This is a genomic window from Pseudoalteromonas sp. TB64 (genome assembly GCF_000498095.1).
Taxonomy (GTDB): Bacteria; Pseudomonadota; Gammaproteobacteria; order Enterobacterales; family Alteromonadaceae; genus Pseudoalteromonas.
In genome coordinates this window covers 1-18,510 of sequence record NZ_AUTQ01000248.1, presented here as the reverse complement: position 1 = coordinate 18,510, position 18,510 = coordinate 1, and the positions used below count along the sequence as shown (strand labels likewise).

Genomic DNA, 18,510 nt, shown 5'->3' with positions numbered 1-18,510 from the left:
GAGCCGTAAATCATCATACAGCCTACACCTAACGAGAGCGAAAAGAACGCTTGCCCCATTGCGGCAATAATTAAATTAGGGTCGAGTATTTGGCTAAAATCAGGAATTAAATACGCGGCAAAGCCTTCGCTTGCGCCATCGAGTGTTGCAATGTAGGCAATTAAACCAACAAGCAGCACAAGTAGCAGTGGCATTAAACGGCGCGACCAGGTTTCGATTCCCGATTTAACCCCTTTTAAAATAATACTGGCGGTTAAAATAAGCATAAGCGGCGTAAACACAAAATTACGCAGCACTGAGTCGCTGTGTAAAAACTCGCTTGCGCCTGTAAAACCTAAAAAAGTGGTTATGGGTTCAATAGCATACGAGAGCATCCACCCTGCCACTATTGAGTAAAAACTTAGCATAACAACTGCGCCCGCAAGGCCTATATAACCTGCCGCAGCACCAACCTTACGGTTAGTGTTTTGCCATGCATCGCCCAATGCTTTTACAGGATTAGCTTGTGCTTTGTGACCTAAATAAAGTTCGGTATACAGCGCAGGAAGCGCAAGTAAAAATATAACAATAAAGTAAACCAGTAAAAATGCACCGCCACCATGGTTGGCCGCTTGCGTAGGAAAACCCCAAATATTACCTAAACCTACTGCTGCGCCAGCAGCGGCTAAAACAAAGCCAAGTCGGCTTTGAAACCCATCACGCACTTGTGCCATACATCTACAAATCTGTTATTATTTTGATTATTGTGAATTAAACCATATTTCATGCCAGCTGAGTAATAAAATTGTACCCAGCCTTTATTAGTGGCGTTAACCGCTCACAATATCAGCGACTTCTTTTGCTTTAGGGCTTTTATGACTGAACACTATTTTAAAAACACCTTGAGTATTACTTCAACTCAATTGGCAAATTTGTCTTTAGCGAGTAACAGTATTTTATTATTTAATGCTAAAACACTTGAGCTTAGTGACTTTAATTTACCCGATTGCTTAAGCCTATTTGAGTTAACCATTATAAACCGTCGCAAAAGCCATCAAGCTAAGCAAGAGTATTTAGCGACGCGGTTATTGTTAAAACACCTTATTAAAATAACGCAGCCGCAACATGCGCACGTAGCCCTTAATAAAATGAGTACCGAATTTGACGAGGAAAGCTCAAAGCTGCAAATACATGTAAGTGGTGATGTTATAAATACCTGTATTTCGCATTCGCATGGTTTGGTTGGGGTCGCGCTTAATTTTGATAAAAGCAAGTTTGGGTTTGATATTGAAAAAGTAAGCCTAAAGCGCCCGTTTGAAAAGCTCGCTAAGCATTTTTATCATAATGATGAAATTACACTTATTACCGAGCCTACTAATACCCAAGCCCAAGCAGATACGTTTTTTAGAATTTGGACATTAAAAGAGTCACTTGCTAAAGCCACCAGCCGCCCTATTGCAAAATTACTTAGCCCCAATGTGTTTGACGAATTAAATAGTGCAAAGCTGAGTGCTAGCAGTAATAACGTTACTGTAGTTGATAGTAATAACAGCAATGTTTGTTTTGATGTGAGTGTGGTGCATAAAAAAAGCACCGACTGGCGATGCTTTTTATTAACTGACTTTGTTAATTAACTTTATTAAGTCACTTTATTAAGTAACTTTACTAGTTAATTTTACTAGGTTATTTTCCTTAATAACGATTACTTACGCAGCAAAATCGTTTTCTAATAAACGGCTATGAATAGACTGTACTACGTTATCTGACTCAGTTTGCTCTACTAAAAAGCACAGGTTGTGCTTACTAGCACCGTGACAAATTAATCGAATGTTAAAGTCTTTTAGTACACTCATTAAGTTCATTTCGTGTTGGCGTAATTGAATCTCAGAGCCAATAAGTGCCACCAATGTTAGGTTGTTTTCTACCGAAACATGGCAAAACTCTGCAAGCTTATCTAGGCATTCTTGATCGAGCTCTGGGCGCGATGCGTTTTGCGCGTTATCAAGGGTTATAGCTACGCTGATTTCTGATGTAGTTACCAAATCTACTGATATATTGTACTCACTTAATAGTGTAAATACGCGTGCTAAAAAGCCGCTTGCTAGTAGCATTTCTGGGCTTTTAAGCGTAAGCAATATTTGGTTTTTACGTTGCGTTACTGCGCGTATACCTGGTTGCTGCGATTTTTCGCGCTCAATCCACGTACCGCCGCGCTCTGGCTCTCGGCTAGAACCTACAAACACGTTAATATGGCTACGGCTTGCTGGTAAAATTGTCGCTGGGTGTAATACCTTTGCGCCAAAGGTTGCCATTTCGGCGGCTTCGTCAAAACTTAAACGTGCAATTGGCGTCGCTTTTGCGCACAAACGCGGGTCGGTGCTAAAAATGCCCACTACGTCGGTCCAAATATGCACGCTTTTAGCGTTAATTGCTTCAGCTAATAATGCAGCACTGTAGTCAGAACCACCACGTCCAAGCGTTGTTGTTTGACCGTATTCGTCACTGCCAATAAAGCCCTGAGTCACAATTACTTGAGCGTCTAATAACGGGATTAAATGTTCTTTAGCAGCTTGCGCTGTGGCTGCAACATTAGGCGTTGCTTTACCAAATTGGCTGTCGGTTTTAAGCACCTTGCGCACATCAAAGCGATCGGCATTTAAACCTTGTAAACGAAGTACCTGTGCAAATAAATACGACGACAAACGCTCACCAAAGCTAAGTAGCTCGTCGTGTTGCTGATCGGTTGTTAGTGACTCTTGAGCCAATGTTTGAAATGCTTTTAGGGTTTCGTTAAAGCCAACCGCTAAATCGGCATCTAGCGATAACTCATCTAAAATAGTTTGTTGAATAGCAAGCACGCCGTTTATGTGTTCTTGACGCTCACTAGGAGTAATGCTTGATTTACACAGTGCAACTAAGTGGTTAGTTACGCCGGCACTGGCGCTCACGGCAACAATACGTACGCTTTTATCTGCAACAATAATTTCGCTACAGCGACTCATCGCTTCAAAATTTGCAACACTGGTTCCGCCAAATTTGGCAACGATGTAATCTGATTTTGCGCTTAACTCTGTTTTAGGCACTGTTTGCGGCGCTGATTGGGTAGTCATTTAGTCTCCTTTCGCGATATCCAAATCGCAATAAAACAAGAAGAACTTGGCAAAGGAATGCTTGAAGATAAGTCCACTGCCAGAAGCTCTCCACCTATATTGGTGACAGTTTTGAGGATTCAGCCCCATAAACCGAAAAACAATGACGACGTACCATTATTTTCCTCGGCGAGTACTTCCCTCCTTAATGATCATCGGCTTTCGTCGCCTAACATTAAGTACCTAAGTATCGCACCTCTTCTGAATGCTTTATTAACCAGTGGCTAATAAAACAAAACCCCACTAAGTAGCGGGGCTTTGAAAGTTATCGTTTAGACGTCTAGCTGTCAAGCATTTAATAATTTATGAGCTAAATAAAACTGCCCATGTAATACGAGCCCGCATATCCAACCGTGTAACAAATTAATAAATGCAGCGATAAACGCAAGTAGCTCATAAAGGTAAGTGCTTTAACTTTGCTCATGGCAATAATGCCCGCAGCCGACCCAATAATAAGCATTGAACCGCCCACGCCCGTTGCATAAGTAAACGACAACCAATGTTGTTGGCTCATTACTATATCGGCTTTTAATAATGCAGCGGTAAGCGGTACGTTATCGACCCCTGCTGATAATATGCCCATTAAGTAGTTTGCGTACTCAGGTGCCATTACCGTATATAGGTCGGTAAATTTACTCAACATACCAATTTCTTTAAGTGCGCCTACAAGTAAAAGTACACCTACAAAAAACAATAATGTGTCGTATTCTATATCGCGAACAAAATCGATTATGTCTTTGTTAATGTCTTTTTTGCGCATTAAAAATTGCGCTACTAAAAACATCACTGATAAGCCAAACAAAAAGGTGAGTAAAGGCGGTACGCTGTAAACTACACTCAGCATAAGTGTGCTCACTACGGTAGATAAAAATATAACAGCAATGGTAATGTCGGTTTTTTCAATGCGGGTTTTACCTGCACCAGCAAACTCAACACGCCCTTTCATACCGATAGACAGTAACGCGGCTAGCAGCATAACGCTTGCAAGTGCTGGCGCTATAAGTAGTAATAAATGACCTATGGTTACTTTGCCATCTAAAAATATCATCAGTGTGGTTACGTCACCTGTTATTAGCGATACCCCACCTGAGTTAACCCCAAACACAATAAGCGTGGCGTATTTAATAAGCTTTTTAGGTTCAAGATTTAATGACATAACAACCGCGAGCGATATAAGCGTCGCTGTTACGTTGTCTGAAATCGACGAAAACAAAAATGCAAAACCACCCACCAAAAACATGAGCTTTTTTTCGCTAATACTTTTTGGCATAACACGGTGCACAATATTTTCTATAAACCCCTTTGAATTTAAATACGCTACAAAGGTCATTGCAGCCATTAAAAACAGCCATAATGAGGCAATTTCTAAAATATTTTCATTTAAAAGGTGTTGAATCGTATCGGGGCTTTGCCCGTGTAGAGGGTATATAAAAAGAAGAATCCAGCAAAGCGTACCAAAAAACAGCGTGGTTTTAGCTTTATTGACATGGATTATATCTTCTATAACGATCAGTAAAAATGCAATCGCTATCAGGGTTAGAATAATCGAGGAAACCATGGTAGTTAAACAACCTTTGATATAGTTTTAAAGAACACACAAATAACATTCCATTTCATGTGCCTATTTTCGGCGCGAATTTTAGCACTGCCTCTATGCAAAAACTATTATTAAATGGTCTTAAAAACGAATACTATATACAGACAAGGTTAATTAAAAATACGTAATAATGAGTCTTCTAAAAGAACTCAATAATAAAATACTAGGATGTTGTAACCCCTTATGATCCCAGCTAAAAAGCTGCTAAACACCATAACCGAACATTGGGGTGTATTAGAGCTATTATTTAAACGTTTTAAAATGGCTGACTTTAGCCTAAAAGACGTACAAAACGCGATTAAGCAAAAGCAGCCTACGTGGTCAAACGAACGCATTTATAAAGAAACAAATCGTTTGTTAAACCAAGATATTTTAATTCCACTGGCTAAATCCTCACAGCTTGAAATAAATCGTGCCATTGCCGATTTTGCTACTTTTTTACTGCAAGAAGAACATTTAGGCTTAGCGCAAGAAATTAGCGTATTAGTCGACGACCTTGCACGTTTAGGTAATCGCCTAGATAACGCTGGCGAAATAGAAGACTTTGACGATTTACGCCGCTACAGCCGCATTATGGATGATCGGGTCCGTAAAATAATGAAGCTATACGCACACAACGAAAACGCTATTTTAAATATTGTTGAACAAGCTAAATCTAATAATGCGGTGCAATCGCTGCAAAAACGTTACAAAGCAGTAATAGAAGCGTTTGACGAATACATAGAGCCAATGCTTGAAATGGTTGATATACGTGGTGAATTTCATGCGTGTTTTACCCTCATTGAAGAGCAAATAAGTAAGCAAATACTGCACATTGAGCGCTCAGGTAAAGCGTACAACGACAAACGCATGTTGGAGCAATTACGTACCCGTATACTCGAAATGCATTTAGTGGGTCGAGAAAGCTTACGTAAAAGTGCCGATATGCTTATGCCGCTGCGCGAAGAGTTACGCCGTAATAACTTAATTACTCGCCAAGCAGCCAAAGTACTTGGGCTTGTACGTAAAAATGGCGTAGACAATATGCTAAGTGCTGTGCAACCACATTTTGTAAGCGACGCGCAGCGATATTCACTTGGTCAGCAACGTCATATTGTGGCTTACATGGCAAGCTTGGTTGAATTTGAACACGAAGAATACCAATTGCCAGATCAACAAGACGTGCCTGCATTTGTTACGCCTAATATTCCTGACTACAACGATGTTAAAACCAACTTTGCTAAGCGCTTTAATAAAAAACGCAAAAAGCCGCAACCCTTGCTGCAATTTTTAGACGAAAGCTACCCAAATCTCGATGCCGACGAAATGCTATTTTTGTATCAAAAATTAGTCAGCGACAGCGATATTAAAATAATTCAAAGCGATGAAAAAGCCCGCGTAAAAATTGCCGGTCAGCACTTTTCTTTATATCCATTTAATTCAGAGCCTCAGCCAGATTCAAAGGCAGGTAAATAAACCATGACACACATAAACTTAGACGAGCTAACCCACCTACAAGCCATTAATAAAAAATTAGTAGCGGGTTATCACATTTGCGAGCAAGACAACGTAATGTGGCAAGAGCTTGACCAACACATAGAAGACTACACCGCCCTATTTACCGCTTTAGGTAACGATTTAAAACGCGACAGCCGTGGCTTTTATTACTTTGGTAGCGACGAAAGCACACCCAATATGGGCAAAATATCTCGCGCTATCGCACTCACCATTTACATTTTAATTGAGCACTACGCCAATACGGGTAAAGATCCAATGCGTGCATTGTTTGACGACGTAAACGATTTAGAGCTTATGCAAACGCTGGTGCAAATTAACAAACATTTGTTTGATCAGCTTGAGATATTTTCGGGATCGGACCTGCGCAAAGACGTTTACCTGCGCATGGTGCGCTTAGGTTTAGCCCGTGAAGTAGAAGGCGGCTTTATGCTACAAGCGCCAATTCACCGCTACATAGATGCACTCATGGAAGTAAACGAAGAAACCTACATTACAGAGGACGAGGAATGAAAAATCTATACGGACTAAGTAAACTCGCCCTACTTAACACTGCAGGCTATGCAAAGTGTGTGATCCCGCTTGATAAAAGCAGCTCTATTTGCGCGCCCAATAACACAGGTAAAAGCTCGGTTATTAACGCCTTGCAGTTTCCGCTTATTAACGATTTGCGCTTAACAGAATGGGACGGACACGATTTAGATGAAACCCGTAAGTTTTATTTTTCATCCGATCAGTCGTACATTTTACTAGAAGCTAACTTGCCTCATGGCTCGGTAGTAATAGGCGTTGCAGGGCTTGGTAAAATTGCCGGTTACGCGCATCAGTACTTTTGTTATCAAGGTAAGCTTGATTTAGAGCAGTACACGCAAGGTAAAACCATTATTAAATTTACCAAGCTGTTCAACCATTTAAAATCACTTAACTACAATCCTATTGAGTTAAAAGCACAAGAGCTAAACGCGCTACTTACTGGCGGCGCAACCCCGTTTGACGGCGACATTAACCTAAAAATGATCCCGCTAAATAATGTGCAAGACTCCTCTATTTATAAAGAAATATTTAGACGTATTCTTAACTTACACAAATTAGGCGCAAGCGACGTAAAACGCTTTATGCTACGCGTGTTTGAACGCCATATGTCAAACTCTAAGGTCGACTTTTATGAAGTATGGCGTCGCTCGTTTGATAAAGTAAACCGCTCAAAACGCGAACTAAAAGCCCTTGAGTCAATGCAAGAGCCAATAGCCGCGCTTGAATCAATGCTTGAAAACCAAACCGTGCTTAAAGGTAAATTAGCGGCGTATGCACCTAAAATTGACCAAGCACTGATTGATTTTGATACTTATCAAGAATCGCAACTTAATGAGCTGGGTATAGCGCTTGAAGATATAGAGCACGAAAAACACGAGTTTGAGCAAAAGCAAAGCCTATACGTACAGCAATCGCGCGACATAGAGCGCAGACAAACACAAATTGAGCAGTGGTTTTTAGATTACGATGCGCTTAAAAGCGAATTTGAACTGGTAAATAAAGCCACCCTTAAAACCAGCCTGACTCAGTTAAAGCAAGATTACGAGTCGCTTTCGCACTCTATAACCAGCGCACAAGGGCAAAGCCTGCACACGCTTGACTACCGCATTAGCGAAACACAAAAACAAATTAAGAGCTTAAAGCTGCAACTTAAAAACCTTGAGTTTAATTTGTTTACCCGTATGCGCGAAGACCTCTCGTTAAAAGAAGTAGAGGAAATATCGCGCATTTTAAACCCAGATATTCTCTCGTTTGCGACCACCACTAATGGCGATATAACCATTGATGACGAAGACGCGTTTGGGGAGTTTTTATCGCTATTAAGTGAAAACGTTAAAGGCGGTGTATTAACGCTACCAGGTGCGAGCATTAAGCTCAAAAAGCTCTCGCCTGTGCAAATGCAAAGCGGCGAAAACAAGGAGCAATTAACCGCTCAGCTAAATGCACTTGAGCATTCACTTAAAGAGTTTAAGCAACAACGCGACGTTGCTGCAAACGTTGCCGACAAGCAAAAAGAAAAAGACGCGTTATACGATGAGCTTATGAGTGCAGAGAGCGCCCTAAAACGCTTAGAGCAGTTTGATATAATGCAGCAGTCGGTTGAAGCGCAAGCCATGCTAAAAGAGCAATTATTAGCTGAGCGCGAACAAGTTGACGACTACTTGCAAGATATTCAAAAAAATAGTGGCTCAATTGCCGATCGTCGCTCGTTAATTAAATCGAAACAAGATCAAATTAATCGCCAAACTGAGCGCTTACGCCAAGTTAAAAGCGAGCGAATTGACCACACGCTTGATTTATACAGCGGCAAAGTGACCCCGTACATGATTGATATTACGGTCGACTTTGATAACTTAAGCGATCTTGTTCATCACTTTAATAAAGACTGCCAAGAGCTGCGTAATTTTGACATAAACGTGCGCAACACCTATTTGCATGTATATAACGCGGGTATTACTAAATTCGACAACGAAAACGACGAATACACTAAATACCAAAAGCTAATAAGCGCCTTTCATAATATTGATAACGAACGCGACGCTGTTGAGCGCCAAGCTCGCGTTGCGCTTACCGAAGTGGCTGCAACTATTAAAGGCTTGCGAGAAGATTTAGACCGACTTCGCCGCGAAATGAACAGCTTTAATAAAGGCATAAGCCAGCACCGTATTTCAAATCTGCAAGCGTTTAAAATTAACGTAATACCGCGCAAAATGCTGGTTGATAGTATAGATACTATTATCAGCACGTCGCATCAGTTTGAACAAGGCGACACGCTTGATTTACTGAGCCAAGAACCGTACAGCGAAAGCGCAGTAAACGAAGCGAAAGATCACTTAATTAAACTCGCCTCAGATAAAGCGGGTTTAACACTTACCGATTTATTTGATATTCGATTTGAAGTGGTTAACCGCGCAGGTGAAACAGAGCACTTTGAAAAAATAGATTCGGCGGGTTCAAACGGCACACGTATTACGATTAAGTTATTGTGTGGCATGTTGTTTATTCGCTACCTATTAAGCGATCAGGAACAAAACCTATACCGTATACCTATTTACATAGATGAAGCGGCCGACATTGACCCGCAAAATCAAAAAGCAATTATAGAAACCGCACTAAGCTTTGGTTTTGTGCCTATATTTGCTTCAGTTAAGCCACAAATAAGTTGTGACTACATTGTGCCTATTCGCTCGGTAAAAGACGGTGCACAAAACTGGGTAGATGAAAAAGATTGGATTGAAGTTGAACATTAGTTAATAAACAACGACTAATTAACATAGGTTAACTAGTCGTTCAGCCTTAGGGCGTGTTGACCTTTGTGGATTGAAATTTGTTCAATCTAGGGACGATTTAATCGCGGCGTGAGGTTTGTAACCTAGCGGGCTAAGTAAAAACCGAGCAACAAAGAGTTAACCGTCCCTAGAAAGAACCCAAAGGACAGCGCATGTTTGGCATTTATGCTGCGTTATCGCCTATTTATGGGGAATAACCACACTACATAGGCTCTGCCTTGCCCAAATACCAAACATACTGCTGCAAATTCAACCACGAGAGGTCAACACGCCCTAACAATTAGACTAATATTTAGGACGTTTAAATAATACACATTCAAATAATTTGTGTTATTTTAAATCAACGTAATTTATTGGAGCAAACGTAATGAAAAATATACTTATTGTTGCAGCGCTAGCACTACTTACTGCCTGTACACAAACCCCAGATTGGGATTACGACAAATCAGCTAACTTTAATAATTTTAAAACATTTGCTTGGGTAGAAAACGCCAGCCTGACTAAAGACACAAATAACTATCAAATAAATGGCCTTATGGAAAAACGTGTTCGCACTGCCGTAAACGCAGAGCTGAGCCAAACATTAGGTATGAGCTTAGTTGATGCAACGCAAGCTGATGTACTTGTTAATTATCATGCATCGGTTGATAAAGAACTTGAAATAGACACGTTTAGCACAGGTTACCGCCATAATTGGGGTTACTGGGGAAGTGGTTTTCAAAAAGATACAACCGCGCGTGAATACGAAGTAGGCACGCTAATTATTGATATTGTGGATCGTGAATCAAACCAGCTAGTATGGCGCGGCGCTAAAGAAGGTCGATTAAAGAAAAACCAATCACCAGAAAAGCGTGAAGCTTCAATTAATAAAACAGTTAGCGAAATATTAAGTAACTTTCCGCCGCAAAAGCAGCAATAAGTTTTAGTTAGTTTTAAAAAAGCTCACAGGTTTGTGAGCTTTTTTGTGTCTGTTTGTTTTACTGTGTAATCACAAAACTTATAATAAGTAGTAGCAATGTGAATTGTACTTACATATAAACTTATTTTTAATTTTACTTATTTACGCTTCTTTAATAACGTTAGCTGCAAATTCTGTGAACGATTTTGCTATAGGCATTGAAAAGCTAGCGTTATATACATTTCCTGTATCTGGTCGAATATAAACAGTGCCATCAATATCGTTTGAAAACACCTCTAGAAACCCAAACTTAAAATGTTCTTTATGTTTATTTTGCTCGTAAATATCTAACCGCTTTATCTCTGGGTTAATCCCATAAACTGGATCATCAAATATTTCTGCATAATTTAAACTTATAAGATAATCGGTAAAGTCTTGAGGTAAATTAATATTTAACCTTGCTTCTAAATCATGAACTTTTTTTATGCTTTGGCCCTGCCCAACTTTACTAGAGTGAGCTTTTAATATTTCGATTAGATTCACGCCATTCCTTTCTTAAATTAAGTTACTAAATCCTGATTTTTGATAATAAGTTATAGTTAGCTGTCGTCACTTTTAACAGTGGTTTTAGCTATACTCTTAGCTGTACTTTTATCGCTAATATCCAACTTAAATTGACCGTTATAACGAAACATAATACCAAATAGTGGATGTTTCATAATCATTTTCATACTGAAACTATTGTCGTCTATGGGTCGCTCTTCTACATACGCACTGCCAAAAATAAGCCCTACGGGAATTGGAATATCTATATTAAATAACCGCCAAATGTAACCATTATCTCTAAACACGATAGCGCCTTCCTCTGCGGTTACTTTTAGTCGCATGCCAACACCAAAGCGAACAAACTCAATCACTTCATTATCCTGAACATGCTCCATATGTGATTTAAAGTGAAAATGGTGATTATCAGAAAATTTAAACACCCTATCCCAATACAAATTCGTATTGTTAGTACTGCTATTGTAGTTTACATCGATTGGAATATTGCGCCCTTTATATGGGACCACTGCCCCGAACAATACACCAAAGGGTATAAATAACTTAGCTAAAGGAGAGTGATATATTTCTGACATTGTCCCAGAAACACAAATATGGTCATTTGAAAATGGCTTTAAAAAATAATGCCGTTTAATAACGTCACCAAGATTATCCCAGTTTTCTTTTAATACTATCTGAAATATCGATTTATTCATGATTTCCCTATCGCTAAACGCTGATTTTTAATCATTTATTTTTATGACTTGAGAGTCTAAGTCATAAAGTAATGTATTAAAATCTTAAATATAAGTCTCTGTAAAAAAATATAATAAACAATCAGTTTTAATATGATCATTTTTTAAAAATAAAAAAAACATTACTATTTAGCTTTTACGGCTTCATTTAATTTAATTTATTTTTAAAAACACCATCCTATAAAACATTAAAATTAAGCGCGCATTCAGAATGCAATTTCACATTTATTTAAATTTACTTTTAAGTAACACGTAATAATTTCAATATCTTAGCTTAAATAAAAAGAAATTTAAATGACGAACAAGTTATGTTAGATTACGCCAATAAAAAGTATTTAATGGAATAAATAGCGTGTCATCAAATCCCGCATTCGAACTTAAAGTAAAACGTTTATTTCCCAAATCTGTATTACAAGAAATGTATGCCTCATTAGACTCAGATCCAGAACTTAGACAAGCTGGCGTTATTTTTGAAGCAGAAAAAGATAATATTTCTAAACTTTCAGTAAATCCAGCTATGTTGCTTATTAATCCCAATAGTAATTACGACCAAAAAGTATTAAGAGTTAGCTGTAGAGCAGATAAAAAAGTCATCTACATTAAGGAGTTTGTTCTCCCTAAACAAATGAAAGCTCAAGATAAAGTAGACAAAATAAACTCTTCAATATGGAAAGAGTCGAAAAATTCAATGATTTCATGCGCAGGGGCAGCTTCTGGTTGGGTACTAATACTCGTTGAAACTGGTGGAGGGGCTGTTACTGTTGGCGCTACTTGGGCTGCAATTCCTTTAACATTAACTTCAACTGCGGCTTCAACGTTTCAATGTGGCGTAAGTCTTGGTCGTGTATTTAACAGTTTAAACGGTAATGAAGAATATAATCAATGGCTTGACTCATCTCCTATATTTTCAACTTTAATGGTTACATTAGACGTGATTCAAGTAGCTGATTTGACCAAAGCAGGTTTAGATGCTGGCTCTTTATTAATTAAATTTAAACAAAATAAAGCGCTTGGGCAAAATAAGCTACTAAAAATGTATCAAGGGATGACCCGTGAAAACCGTAAAAAACTCGCAGTAGAGATTTTAAAGTTAAATAACCCTCGATTAGTTAAAAATCAAAAATTACTTAAACAAGTTATACGTGGGCAAACCCTTTTAGACGATGGTACTAAAGCAACAAAAGTGTACACCCAAGCACAAGTACAAAGGTTGATTAGAAGCTCTTTTTATAAAGCTTTTTTAACTCAAAAATCACTCGCTACCGGAGCTGGTACAGCTGCAACAATGTACGGTAGTGTAAATGGTTTACACAATAAAGTGAGCAATTCAGCAACCTATATGATTGGTATAACTACAGAGTGATATATGTTGTCTAAACTAAAAATAAAATATCTAGCTATTATTATAATTTTGATTGGGTTTTCTGTTGGCTTTTTTAATATTAGCTGGTCTAGTTTCAAACTCACTAATCATGAAGTTACTTATATACAAGACAAACTCAAAAACGGTGAATTATCGCCTAATATGGTAATAATACCGCCAGGTACAGGCACCATAGGTGGTGAAAACTTTCGTTCTTTTCAAGATGAAGCGCCAATTTTTGAAGCGACAGTAAAAGATAGCTATGCACTAAGTGAAACTGAAATTACCTTTGCGCAATATGACCAATTTTGTAAAACCGGCATACGCTCTTGCCCAAGCGATGAAGACTGGGGTCGTGGTAAGCAACCTGTGATCAATATATCTTGGTTTGATGCCGTTGCTTATACAAAATGGCTAAGCACGGAAACGGGCAATACATACCGATTACCAAGCGAAGTCGAATGGGAATATGCAGCTCGAGCTGGAACAAGTAGTAAGTTTTGGTGGGGTAATGAGTATAAGCAAGGCATTGACCACTGCGATAGAGATTTAGGTGGTTGCCCAAAAGGCTCTGATTTAGGACACCCTTGGCAAGTAGCTATTTTAAAGCCAAACCCTTTTGGTTTATACGATGTAACCTCAAATGTGGCTGAATGGGTGGAAGACTGTTATGTAGATAATCATAACAATGCAACGGGTACTACTGCTGCAAATAAAACTGGTGATTGTAATGATAGAACGGTGAAAGGTGCTAGTTGGACTATGCCACAGCCGCATGTACATCACTCACTAAGAATGGGCTTTACTATAAATGCAAGAGCCGACTCAATTGGTTTTAGAGTATTAAGAGAAATTAATAAAGACGAATTAAAGGATTAAAATGAAAGTTGCGTGCCCAAATTGTAAAAGTAAGGTTGATAGTAAGGATATAAAAAATATAAATAAAAAAGGCATTTTTATTGAAAAGCAATGCCCTTCTTGTCAAGCATGGTTTTGTTTAAATAAAGCCCAAACACTTGTAAAAGCAGCTGGAATATCACTTTTATTAATAACTAGCTTATTGAATATTTTTAACATTAAAAGTGAATATAGTTTAGTTTTTTCAAGCGTTGGTTTTGTAGGGATATTAATAGCTATCATTATTACTTTTTTTGGTAAACATGAAACGGTTAAATAATAAAAGCAAAAAAAAGAAGTCCAAAGTAAAACACGCTGATATTAGTAATACAAGAATGCTATTGAATCAAATAGCATTCTCCTTGTTCTCTTTCTCTATAGGACTATTGCTTATAATAATCACGATAAAATCTATATATGACGGCTATGTTCTTACACCAACAGATTATCGAGTTGAATCTGAAATTTATTTTTTCTCGACCTCTCCATTTTCTTATCTTTTTAACCTGTTTTTTTACTTAGGGTCTGGGATCTTTTTATTAGCGGTTCCTTACCTAATTCGAGATATGTTTCCTCGTAAACAAAATGATAAACCGAACAAAAAAAACAAAAAACGATAACAACTAAATAAGATTTTATTTAGCTTTATACTTATGCAGTAACTCAAGAGGTATATGGCAATAATCGTCTATAAAGTTTGTTAGTCGGTCTTGGTGCTCAGGATCGCTCGGTACGTAGTTAGTTAACACCTCTACCTGTACAACTATTTTATCTGCATCACTTCGCTGATTTATATAATTGCCTGCCACCACTAAATGGCTTTGATCTTCACTATAAATGGCAGTTCGGTATTTAGGTCCTACGTCTTCACCTTGTTTGTTGACACTGTAAGGGTCGATAATCTCAAAAAAGTAACCAATTAACTCATTTAGGTTAACCGTTTCGGTATTAAAGATTACTTTTACGCACTCTGCATACCCATCGTACTCGCCTTGGGTATTATCACTTGTGCCATTAGCACGCCCTGCTTCAGTGCTAATTACACCTGGCAAATGTTTTAGAAACTCTTGCACACCCCATAAGCAACCACCAGCAAAATAAACCGTTTCTGAGTAGGTGTGATTTTTGTGTTGTTCGTTATTCATAATAAGCGTAACCAAAATTCAATTTATAAATTATTTAAAAAACTGTTAAAGCGATGATAGTAAATGATTATCAAATGCAGTTTTTTCTTATTAATGTACAATAATGCGAAAAATCGCAGTTGTTCAATCTAATTATTTTATCACGCCTTAAAAGTGTGTTCTGAATTTAATTGTTACCAAAATTGCATATAAAAATGAGACACATAACATGAATAGTGCCACGCACTTTATACTGCCTGCGCTGCTATGCAGCGTTACAAACGTTGCCTACGGCGAAGTTAAAACTGAAAATCCTACATCAATCGAACAAATAACAGTTGAAGCATCGTCCACTGCAAATAAATTACCTGTAGGTACATTTGACTCACCTATATCTAATTTAGAATATGACCCGCGTGTTGATTTACAATCGCGCAATATGGCTGAGGCGCAAGCTGATGTAACTATTCGCGGCGGTATTTTTGAAAACACAGGTTTTAGAGTAGGCAGTGCTACCCTGCTCGACCCACAATCTGGTCATTACTTTGCTGAAATTCCTATTGCACCACAAATGCTTACAGGTCCTTATATTTTAACAGGCGCTGACAATGCACTTAATGGCGTTAACAGCTCTGTAGGTACTGTATCGTTTGGCTGGAAACCTATTAACACGGGCGGCAGCGTATCGTTAGGTACTGGTACTAACGATTTTAACTTACAAAGCTTATACGCTGGTGTGAGTATGCCCCTTGAAGGAGCAAAAGATTGGAAGCTTGGCTTTGAAGGTGAGTTTTCTCACTCACAAAGTGATGGCTCAATTGATAATGGCGACCACGATTTTACGCGTGCAGCAGGTCGTGTTCAATTAGCAAGTTCTGACTCTCAAACCGACCTATTTTTTGGCTCACAAGATAAGTTTTTTGGTTGGCCAAATTTGTACACTCCATTTGGCGTTAACGAAACAGAAGACTTAGAAACACGTTTGCTTATGCTAAACCATAAGCAAAACTACGCAGATAATAGTCATTTTGAAGTGTCTGCTTATTATCGTAAGCATAACGATCATTATATTTTCTCGCGCGAGAACCCAAGCTCATTTGAAGCCTTTCACGAAACCGAGGTTAAATCGTTAGCATTGTCAGGTCGACATACTCAAAGTGATGTATTTGCAGTAAATTATTCAACACAGTTTATTGAAGATTCTATTGAATCAACCACGCTTGAAAACAACTTTACATCTCGAAACTATTATAAAGTTAGTGTACTACCAGAGTACAAAATAGCGCTTGAGGACAACCAGCAACTTACTATTCGTTTAGGTGCTGCTTTTGACGACACTAACAGAGACGACTCTGAAACGTCACTTATTGGTGATGTAACCTTAAAAACACAAAACAGCGAAGGTTTTGAGCGCACGTTTTATTTATCGTATGCGCAGGCAAGCCAAGTAGCCGGTTATACAGCAATTGGCGGCAGTGATTCGGGTGGCTTATTTAGAAGCAATTACAATCTTGAGCGCGAAACCACTAAAAACTTGGAGCTTGGTTTATTACTAGATGAGCAAAGTTGGCAGCTTAATTCGGCTATTTTTTATCGTAAAGATAATAACTTAACCGACTGGACGTTTAATTTTGATTCTACCTCGGCACGCTTTGCAAATCCTGTGGATATTGATACTACAGGTGTAGAATTTTTCGCAACCAAACACTTTGATACTACCGAAATTGTAGCGAGTTACACGTATCTTCATAAGTCAGAAAATTACGGTGCGGCAGATATTGATGCTAGCTTTTATGCATTAAATTTCCCTGATCACCGCATAACACTTGGCGCTGTTTGGAACCCTACCGATATTTTAGAATTTAGAATTGATAACGAATGGCGCAAGCAACACGAAAATGCACTGCGCGGTAGTGACGACGATGCTTTATTTACTCATTTAACGTTAAAAATTACACCACCTATGGTGAAAAACTTATTTATTACGTTAGCAGCAGATAATTTATGGGGTGAATCGTTTGAAGAGATACCTGGTACACCAGGGCGTGGTGAGCAATACACGCTAAGCGCAACGTATAGCTGGTAACCAGTAACGTAAGCAAGCTTCACGTCTACAAAACAACCACAAACCTACACTTTGGCGGTAGACGCAGAGCTTGCTCGCGTGAAAAGCGCAGCTTTTAATTACTTAAAATAAATACTCACTAATAGATAAGTGTAAATATATGTGTATTTTAATAGCTCACTAAGTTAGCTCTTCGAGCTCTGTAATAAGCGCTAGAGCCTGTGCATTTGTTGATCCGCACACATCAAATGTGGCGCTAAAATCACTACATACTTTAGGTCGGCTTGAATCACCAAATAACTTACATAAATTACGTTCGTCCAACTGAATACAACGCTCTCCGGCCTTTTTACCATTTGGCATACCTGGAATGGGCGAACTAATACTGGGGGCAATACAACATGCGCCGCAGCCTAGCCTGCAACTCATAGATTCGGTTTTCATAATATCCTCTGTATAAAAAACATTTACTTTAATTCCTTTTTAGGAACGTAATTAGCCGTATGTTGAGTTGTAATGTACATATGTAATTCTTTGTTACATCTTAAAACAGCTTGTAAACACTTTATTGCGTATTATTGCTCTGTCACCACCAATTATGAAGGAATGCCTTGTGGCTACTACAAAACAAATAATACTCCCAATTGCTGTTTTAGCAGGCGGCATTGCGTTAGCTATAGCTTTTAAGATGATGAAACAGCCACCCGAAGAAAAGCCAGAGCAAGACTTACGCCCTTTAGTTGCAACACAAAGCGTACTTTTAGATTCTATAACGCTCGATGTTAAATCGTACGGCATTGTTAAACCAAAGGACCGTACCGAGCTGATAGCGCAAGTAAGCGGGCAAGTTATTTCGGTATCAGATCAATTTGTTGAAGGCGCGTTTGTAAAGCAAGGCGATATTTTAGCACGAATTGATGCAAATGATTACGAGGCAGACTTTATTGAAGCGCAAGCCGGTTTAGCACAAGCAAGCTCAGCACTTGAAATAGAACGCGCACAAGCACATGTAGCGAAAGCTGAATGGGAGCGTATTAAGTCAGATTCAAGCGAAGCTATCGCCTCAGAACTTTATTTACGTAAACCACAATTAGCCGAAAAACTAGCTCGTTACCGCTCTGCTCAAGCAAGTGTTAAACGTGCTAGCCGTAATCTTGAACGTACTTATATTAAAGCTCCATATGATGCCATTATTAATGAGCGCACAATTAGCTTAGGCTCAGTAGTAAACCCTGGTAGCAGCTTTGGTGCATTAAGTGCAACCTCAGTTGCAGAGGTCCGTTTACCAGTTGCCGACCAAGAACTACAATATTTAAAAAACGGCGG

At 38.7% G+C, this 18,510-nt stretch carries 17 protein-coding genes and 1 riboswitch; of the genes, 10 read left to right on the top strand and 7 right to left on the bottom strand.

What is annotated here, in order from left to right; all coding sequences use genetic code 11:
* Positions 1 to 713: sodium-dependent transporter (locus L647_RS0120700; RefSeq protein WP_024612714.1), on the bottom strand; the 713-nt coding region annotated here is incomplete at its 3' end.
* Positions 714 to 854: 141 nt separating this feature from the next.
* Here L647_RS0120700 and L647_RS0120695 point away from each other — a divergent pair.
* On the top strand, positions 855 to 1,613 hold the full coding sequence (locus tag L647_RS0120695) for a 4'-phosphopantetheinyl transferase superfamily protein (protein WP_024612713.1): 759 nt from the start codon (positions 855 to 857) through the stop codon (positions 1,611 to 1,613).
* A 72-nt stretch (positions 1,614 to 1,685) separates the two neighbouring features.
* Here L647_RS0120695 and lysC read toward each other — a convergent pair whose 3' ends face one another.
* Together lysC and nhaD are read right to left on the bottom strand one after the other, a co-directional pair.
* Positions 1,686 to 3,089, bottom strand: a complete 1,404-nt coding sequence (gene lysC / locus L647_RS0120690) for a lysine-sensitive aspartokinase 3 (RefSeq protein WP_024612712.1) — start codon at positions 3,087 to 3,089, stop codon at positions 1,686 to 1,688.
* Positions 3,090 to 3,164: 75 nt separating this feature from the next.
* Positions 3,165 to 3,337, bottom strand: a riboswitch (Lysine riboswitch).
* Positions 3,338 to 3,438: 101 nt separating this feature from the next.
* Positions 3,439 to 4,686 (bottom strand): sodium:proton antiporter NhaD, encoded by a 1,248-nt coding sequence (gene nhaD / locus L647_RS0120685; RefSeq protein ID WP_024612711.1) that lies wholly within the window; start codon positions 4,684 to 4,686, stop codon positions 3,439 to 3,441.
* 222 nt (positions 4,687 to 4,908) lie between these two features.
* On the opposite strand from nhaD, the gene L647_RS0120680 reads away from it, so the two are divergent.
* From L647_RS0120680 to L647_RS0120665, 4 genes are all read left to right on the top strand, one after another.
* Positions 4,909 to 6,180, top strand: a complete 1,272-nt coding sequence (locus L647_RS0120680; protein WP_024612710.1) for a hypothetical protein — start codon at positions 4,909 to 4,911, stop codon at positions 6,178 to 6,180.
* 3 nt (positions 6,181 to 6,183) lie between these two features.
* A complete protein-coding gene (locus tag L647_RS0120675) occupies positions 6,184 to 6,732 on the top strand; it encodes a hypothetical protein (protein WP_010553432.1) in 549 nt (182 codons plus the stop codon).
* Positions 6,729 to 9,503 carry an ATPase gene (locus L647_RS0120670; protein WP_024612709.1) on the top strand — a complete coding sequence of 925 codons (2,775 nt, stop codon included), beginning with the start codon at positions 6,729 to 6,731 and terminating at the stop codon, positions 9,501 to 9,503. The genes L647_RS0120675 and L647_RS0120670 overlap by 4 nt, the downstream gene beginning before the upstream one ends.
* Positions 9,504 to 9,909: 406 nt before the next feature.
* Positions 9,910 to 10,461: a DUF4136 domain-containing protein gene (locus L647_RS0120665; protein WP_024612708.1), complete on the top strand. Its 552-nt coding sequence runs from the start codon at positions 9,910 to 9,912 to the stop codon at positions 10,459 to 10,461.
* A gap of 141 nt (positions 10,462 to 10,602) precedes the next feature.
* Here L647_RS0120665 and L647_RS0120660 read toward each other — a convergent pair whose 3' ends face one another.
* Positions 10,603 to 10,983: an SMI1/KNR4 family protein gene (locus L647_RS0120660; protein WP_024612707.1), complete on the bottom strand. Its 381-nt coding sequence runs from the start codon at positions 10,981 to 10,983 to the stop codon at positions 10,603 to 10,605.
* A 56-nt stretch (positions 10,984 to 11,039) separates the two neighbouring features.
* Positions 11,040 to 11,696 carry a DUF4166 domain-containing protein gene (locus tag L647_RS0120655; RefSeq protein WP_024612706.1) on the bottom strand — a complete coding sequence of 219 codons (657 nt, stop codon included), beginning with the start codon at positions 11,694 to 11,696 and terminating at the stop codon, positions 11,040 to 11,042.
* Positions 11,697 to 12,087: 391 nt separating this feature from the next.
* On the opposite strand from L647_RS0120655, the gene L647_RS0120650 reads away from it, so the two are divergent.
* The 3 genes from L647_RS0120650 to L647_RS0120640 are packed head-to-tail and all read left to right on the top strand — an operon-like array spanning position 12,088 to position 14,275.
* Positions 12,088 to 13,098: a hypothetical protein gene (locus L647_RS0120650; protein ID WP_024612705.1), complete on the top strand. Its 1,011-nt coding sequence runs from the start codon at positions 12,088 to 12,090 to the stop codon at positions 13,096 to 13,098.
* A gap of 3 nt (positions 13,099 to 13,101) precedes the next feature.
* Entirely contained in the window at positions 13,102 to 13,977 is an 876-nt protein-coding gene (locus tag L647_RS1000000125100) for an SUMF1/EgtB/PvdO family nonheme iron enzyme (protein WP_024612704.1), read from the top strand.
* 1 nt (position 13,978) lies between these two features.
* Positions 13,979 to 14,275, top strand: coding sequence for a hypothetical protein (locus L647_RS0120640; RefSeq protein WP_024612703.1), 297 nt, complete (start codon positions 13,979 to 13,981; stop codon positions 14,273 to 14,275).
* A 355-nt stretch (positions 14,276 to 14,630) separates the two neighbouring features.
* Here the strand turns inward: L647_RS0120640 and L647_RS0120630 are convergent, their stop codons facing one another.
* Entirely contained in the window at positions 14,631 to 15,140 is a 510-nt protein-coding gene (locus L647_RS0120630) for a peptide-methionine (S)-S-oxide reductase (RefSeq protein ID WP_024612701.1), read from the bottom strand.
* 208 nt (positions 15,141 to 15,348) lie between these two features.
* Here L647_RS0120630 and L647_RS0120625 point away from each other — a divergent pair, with 208 nt between their 5' ends.
* Positions 15,349 to 17,205 (top strand): TonB-dependent receptor, encoded by a 1,857-nt coding sequence (locus L647_RS0120625; RefSeq protein WP_024612700.1) that lies wholly within the window; start codon positions 15,349 to 15,351, stop codon positions 17,203 to 17,205.
* A 159-nt stretch (positions 17,206 to 17,364) separates the two neighbouring features.
* On the opposite strand, the gene L647_RS0120620 is transcribed toward L647_RS0120625, so the two are convergent.
* On the bottom strand, positions 17,365 to 17,628 hold the full coding sequence (locus L647_RS0120620) for a YkgJ family cysteine cluster protein (protein ID WP_024612699.1): 264 nt from the start codon (positions 17,626 to 17,628) through the stop codon (positions 17,365 to 17,367).
* A gap of 169 nt (positions 17,629 to 17,797) precedes the next feature.
* Between L647_RS0120620 and L647_RS0120615 the strand changes: the two genes are divergently transcribed.
* On the top strand, positions 17,798 to 18,510 hold a 713-nt coding region (locus L647_RS0120615; RefSeq protein ID WP_024612698.1), incomplete at its 3' end, for an HlyD family efflux transporter periplasmic adaptor subunit.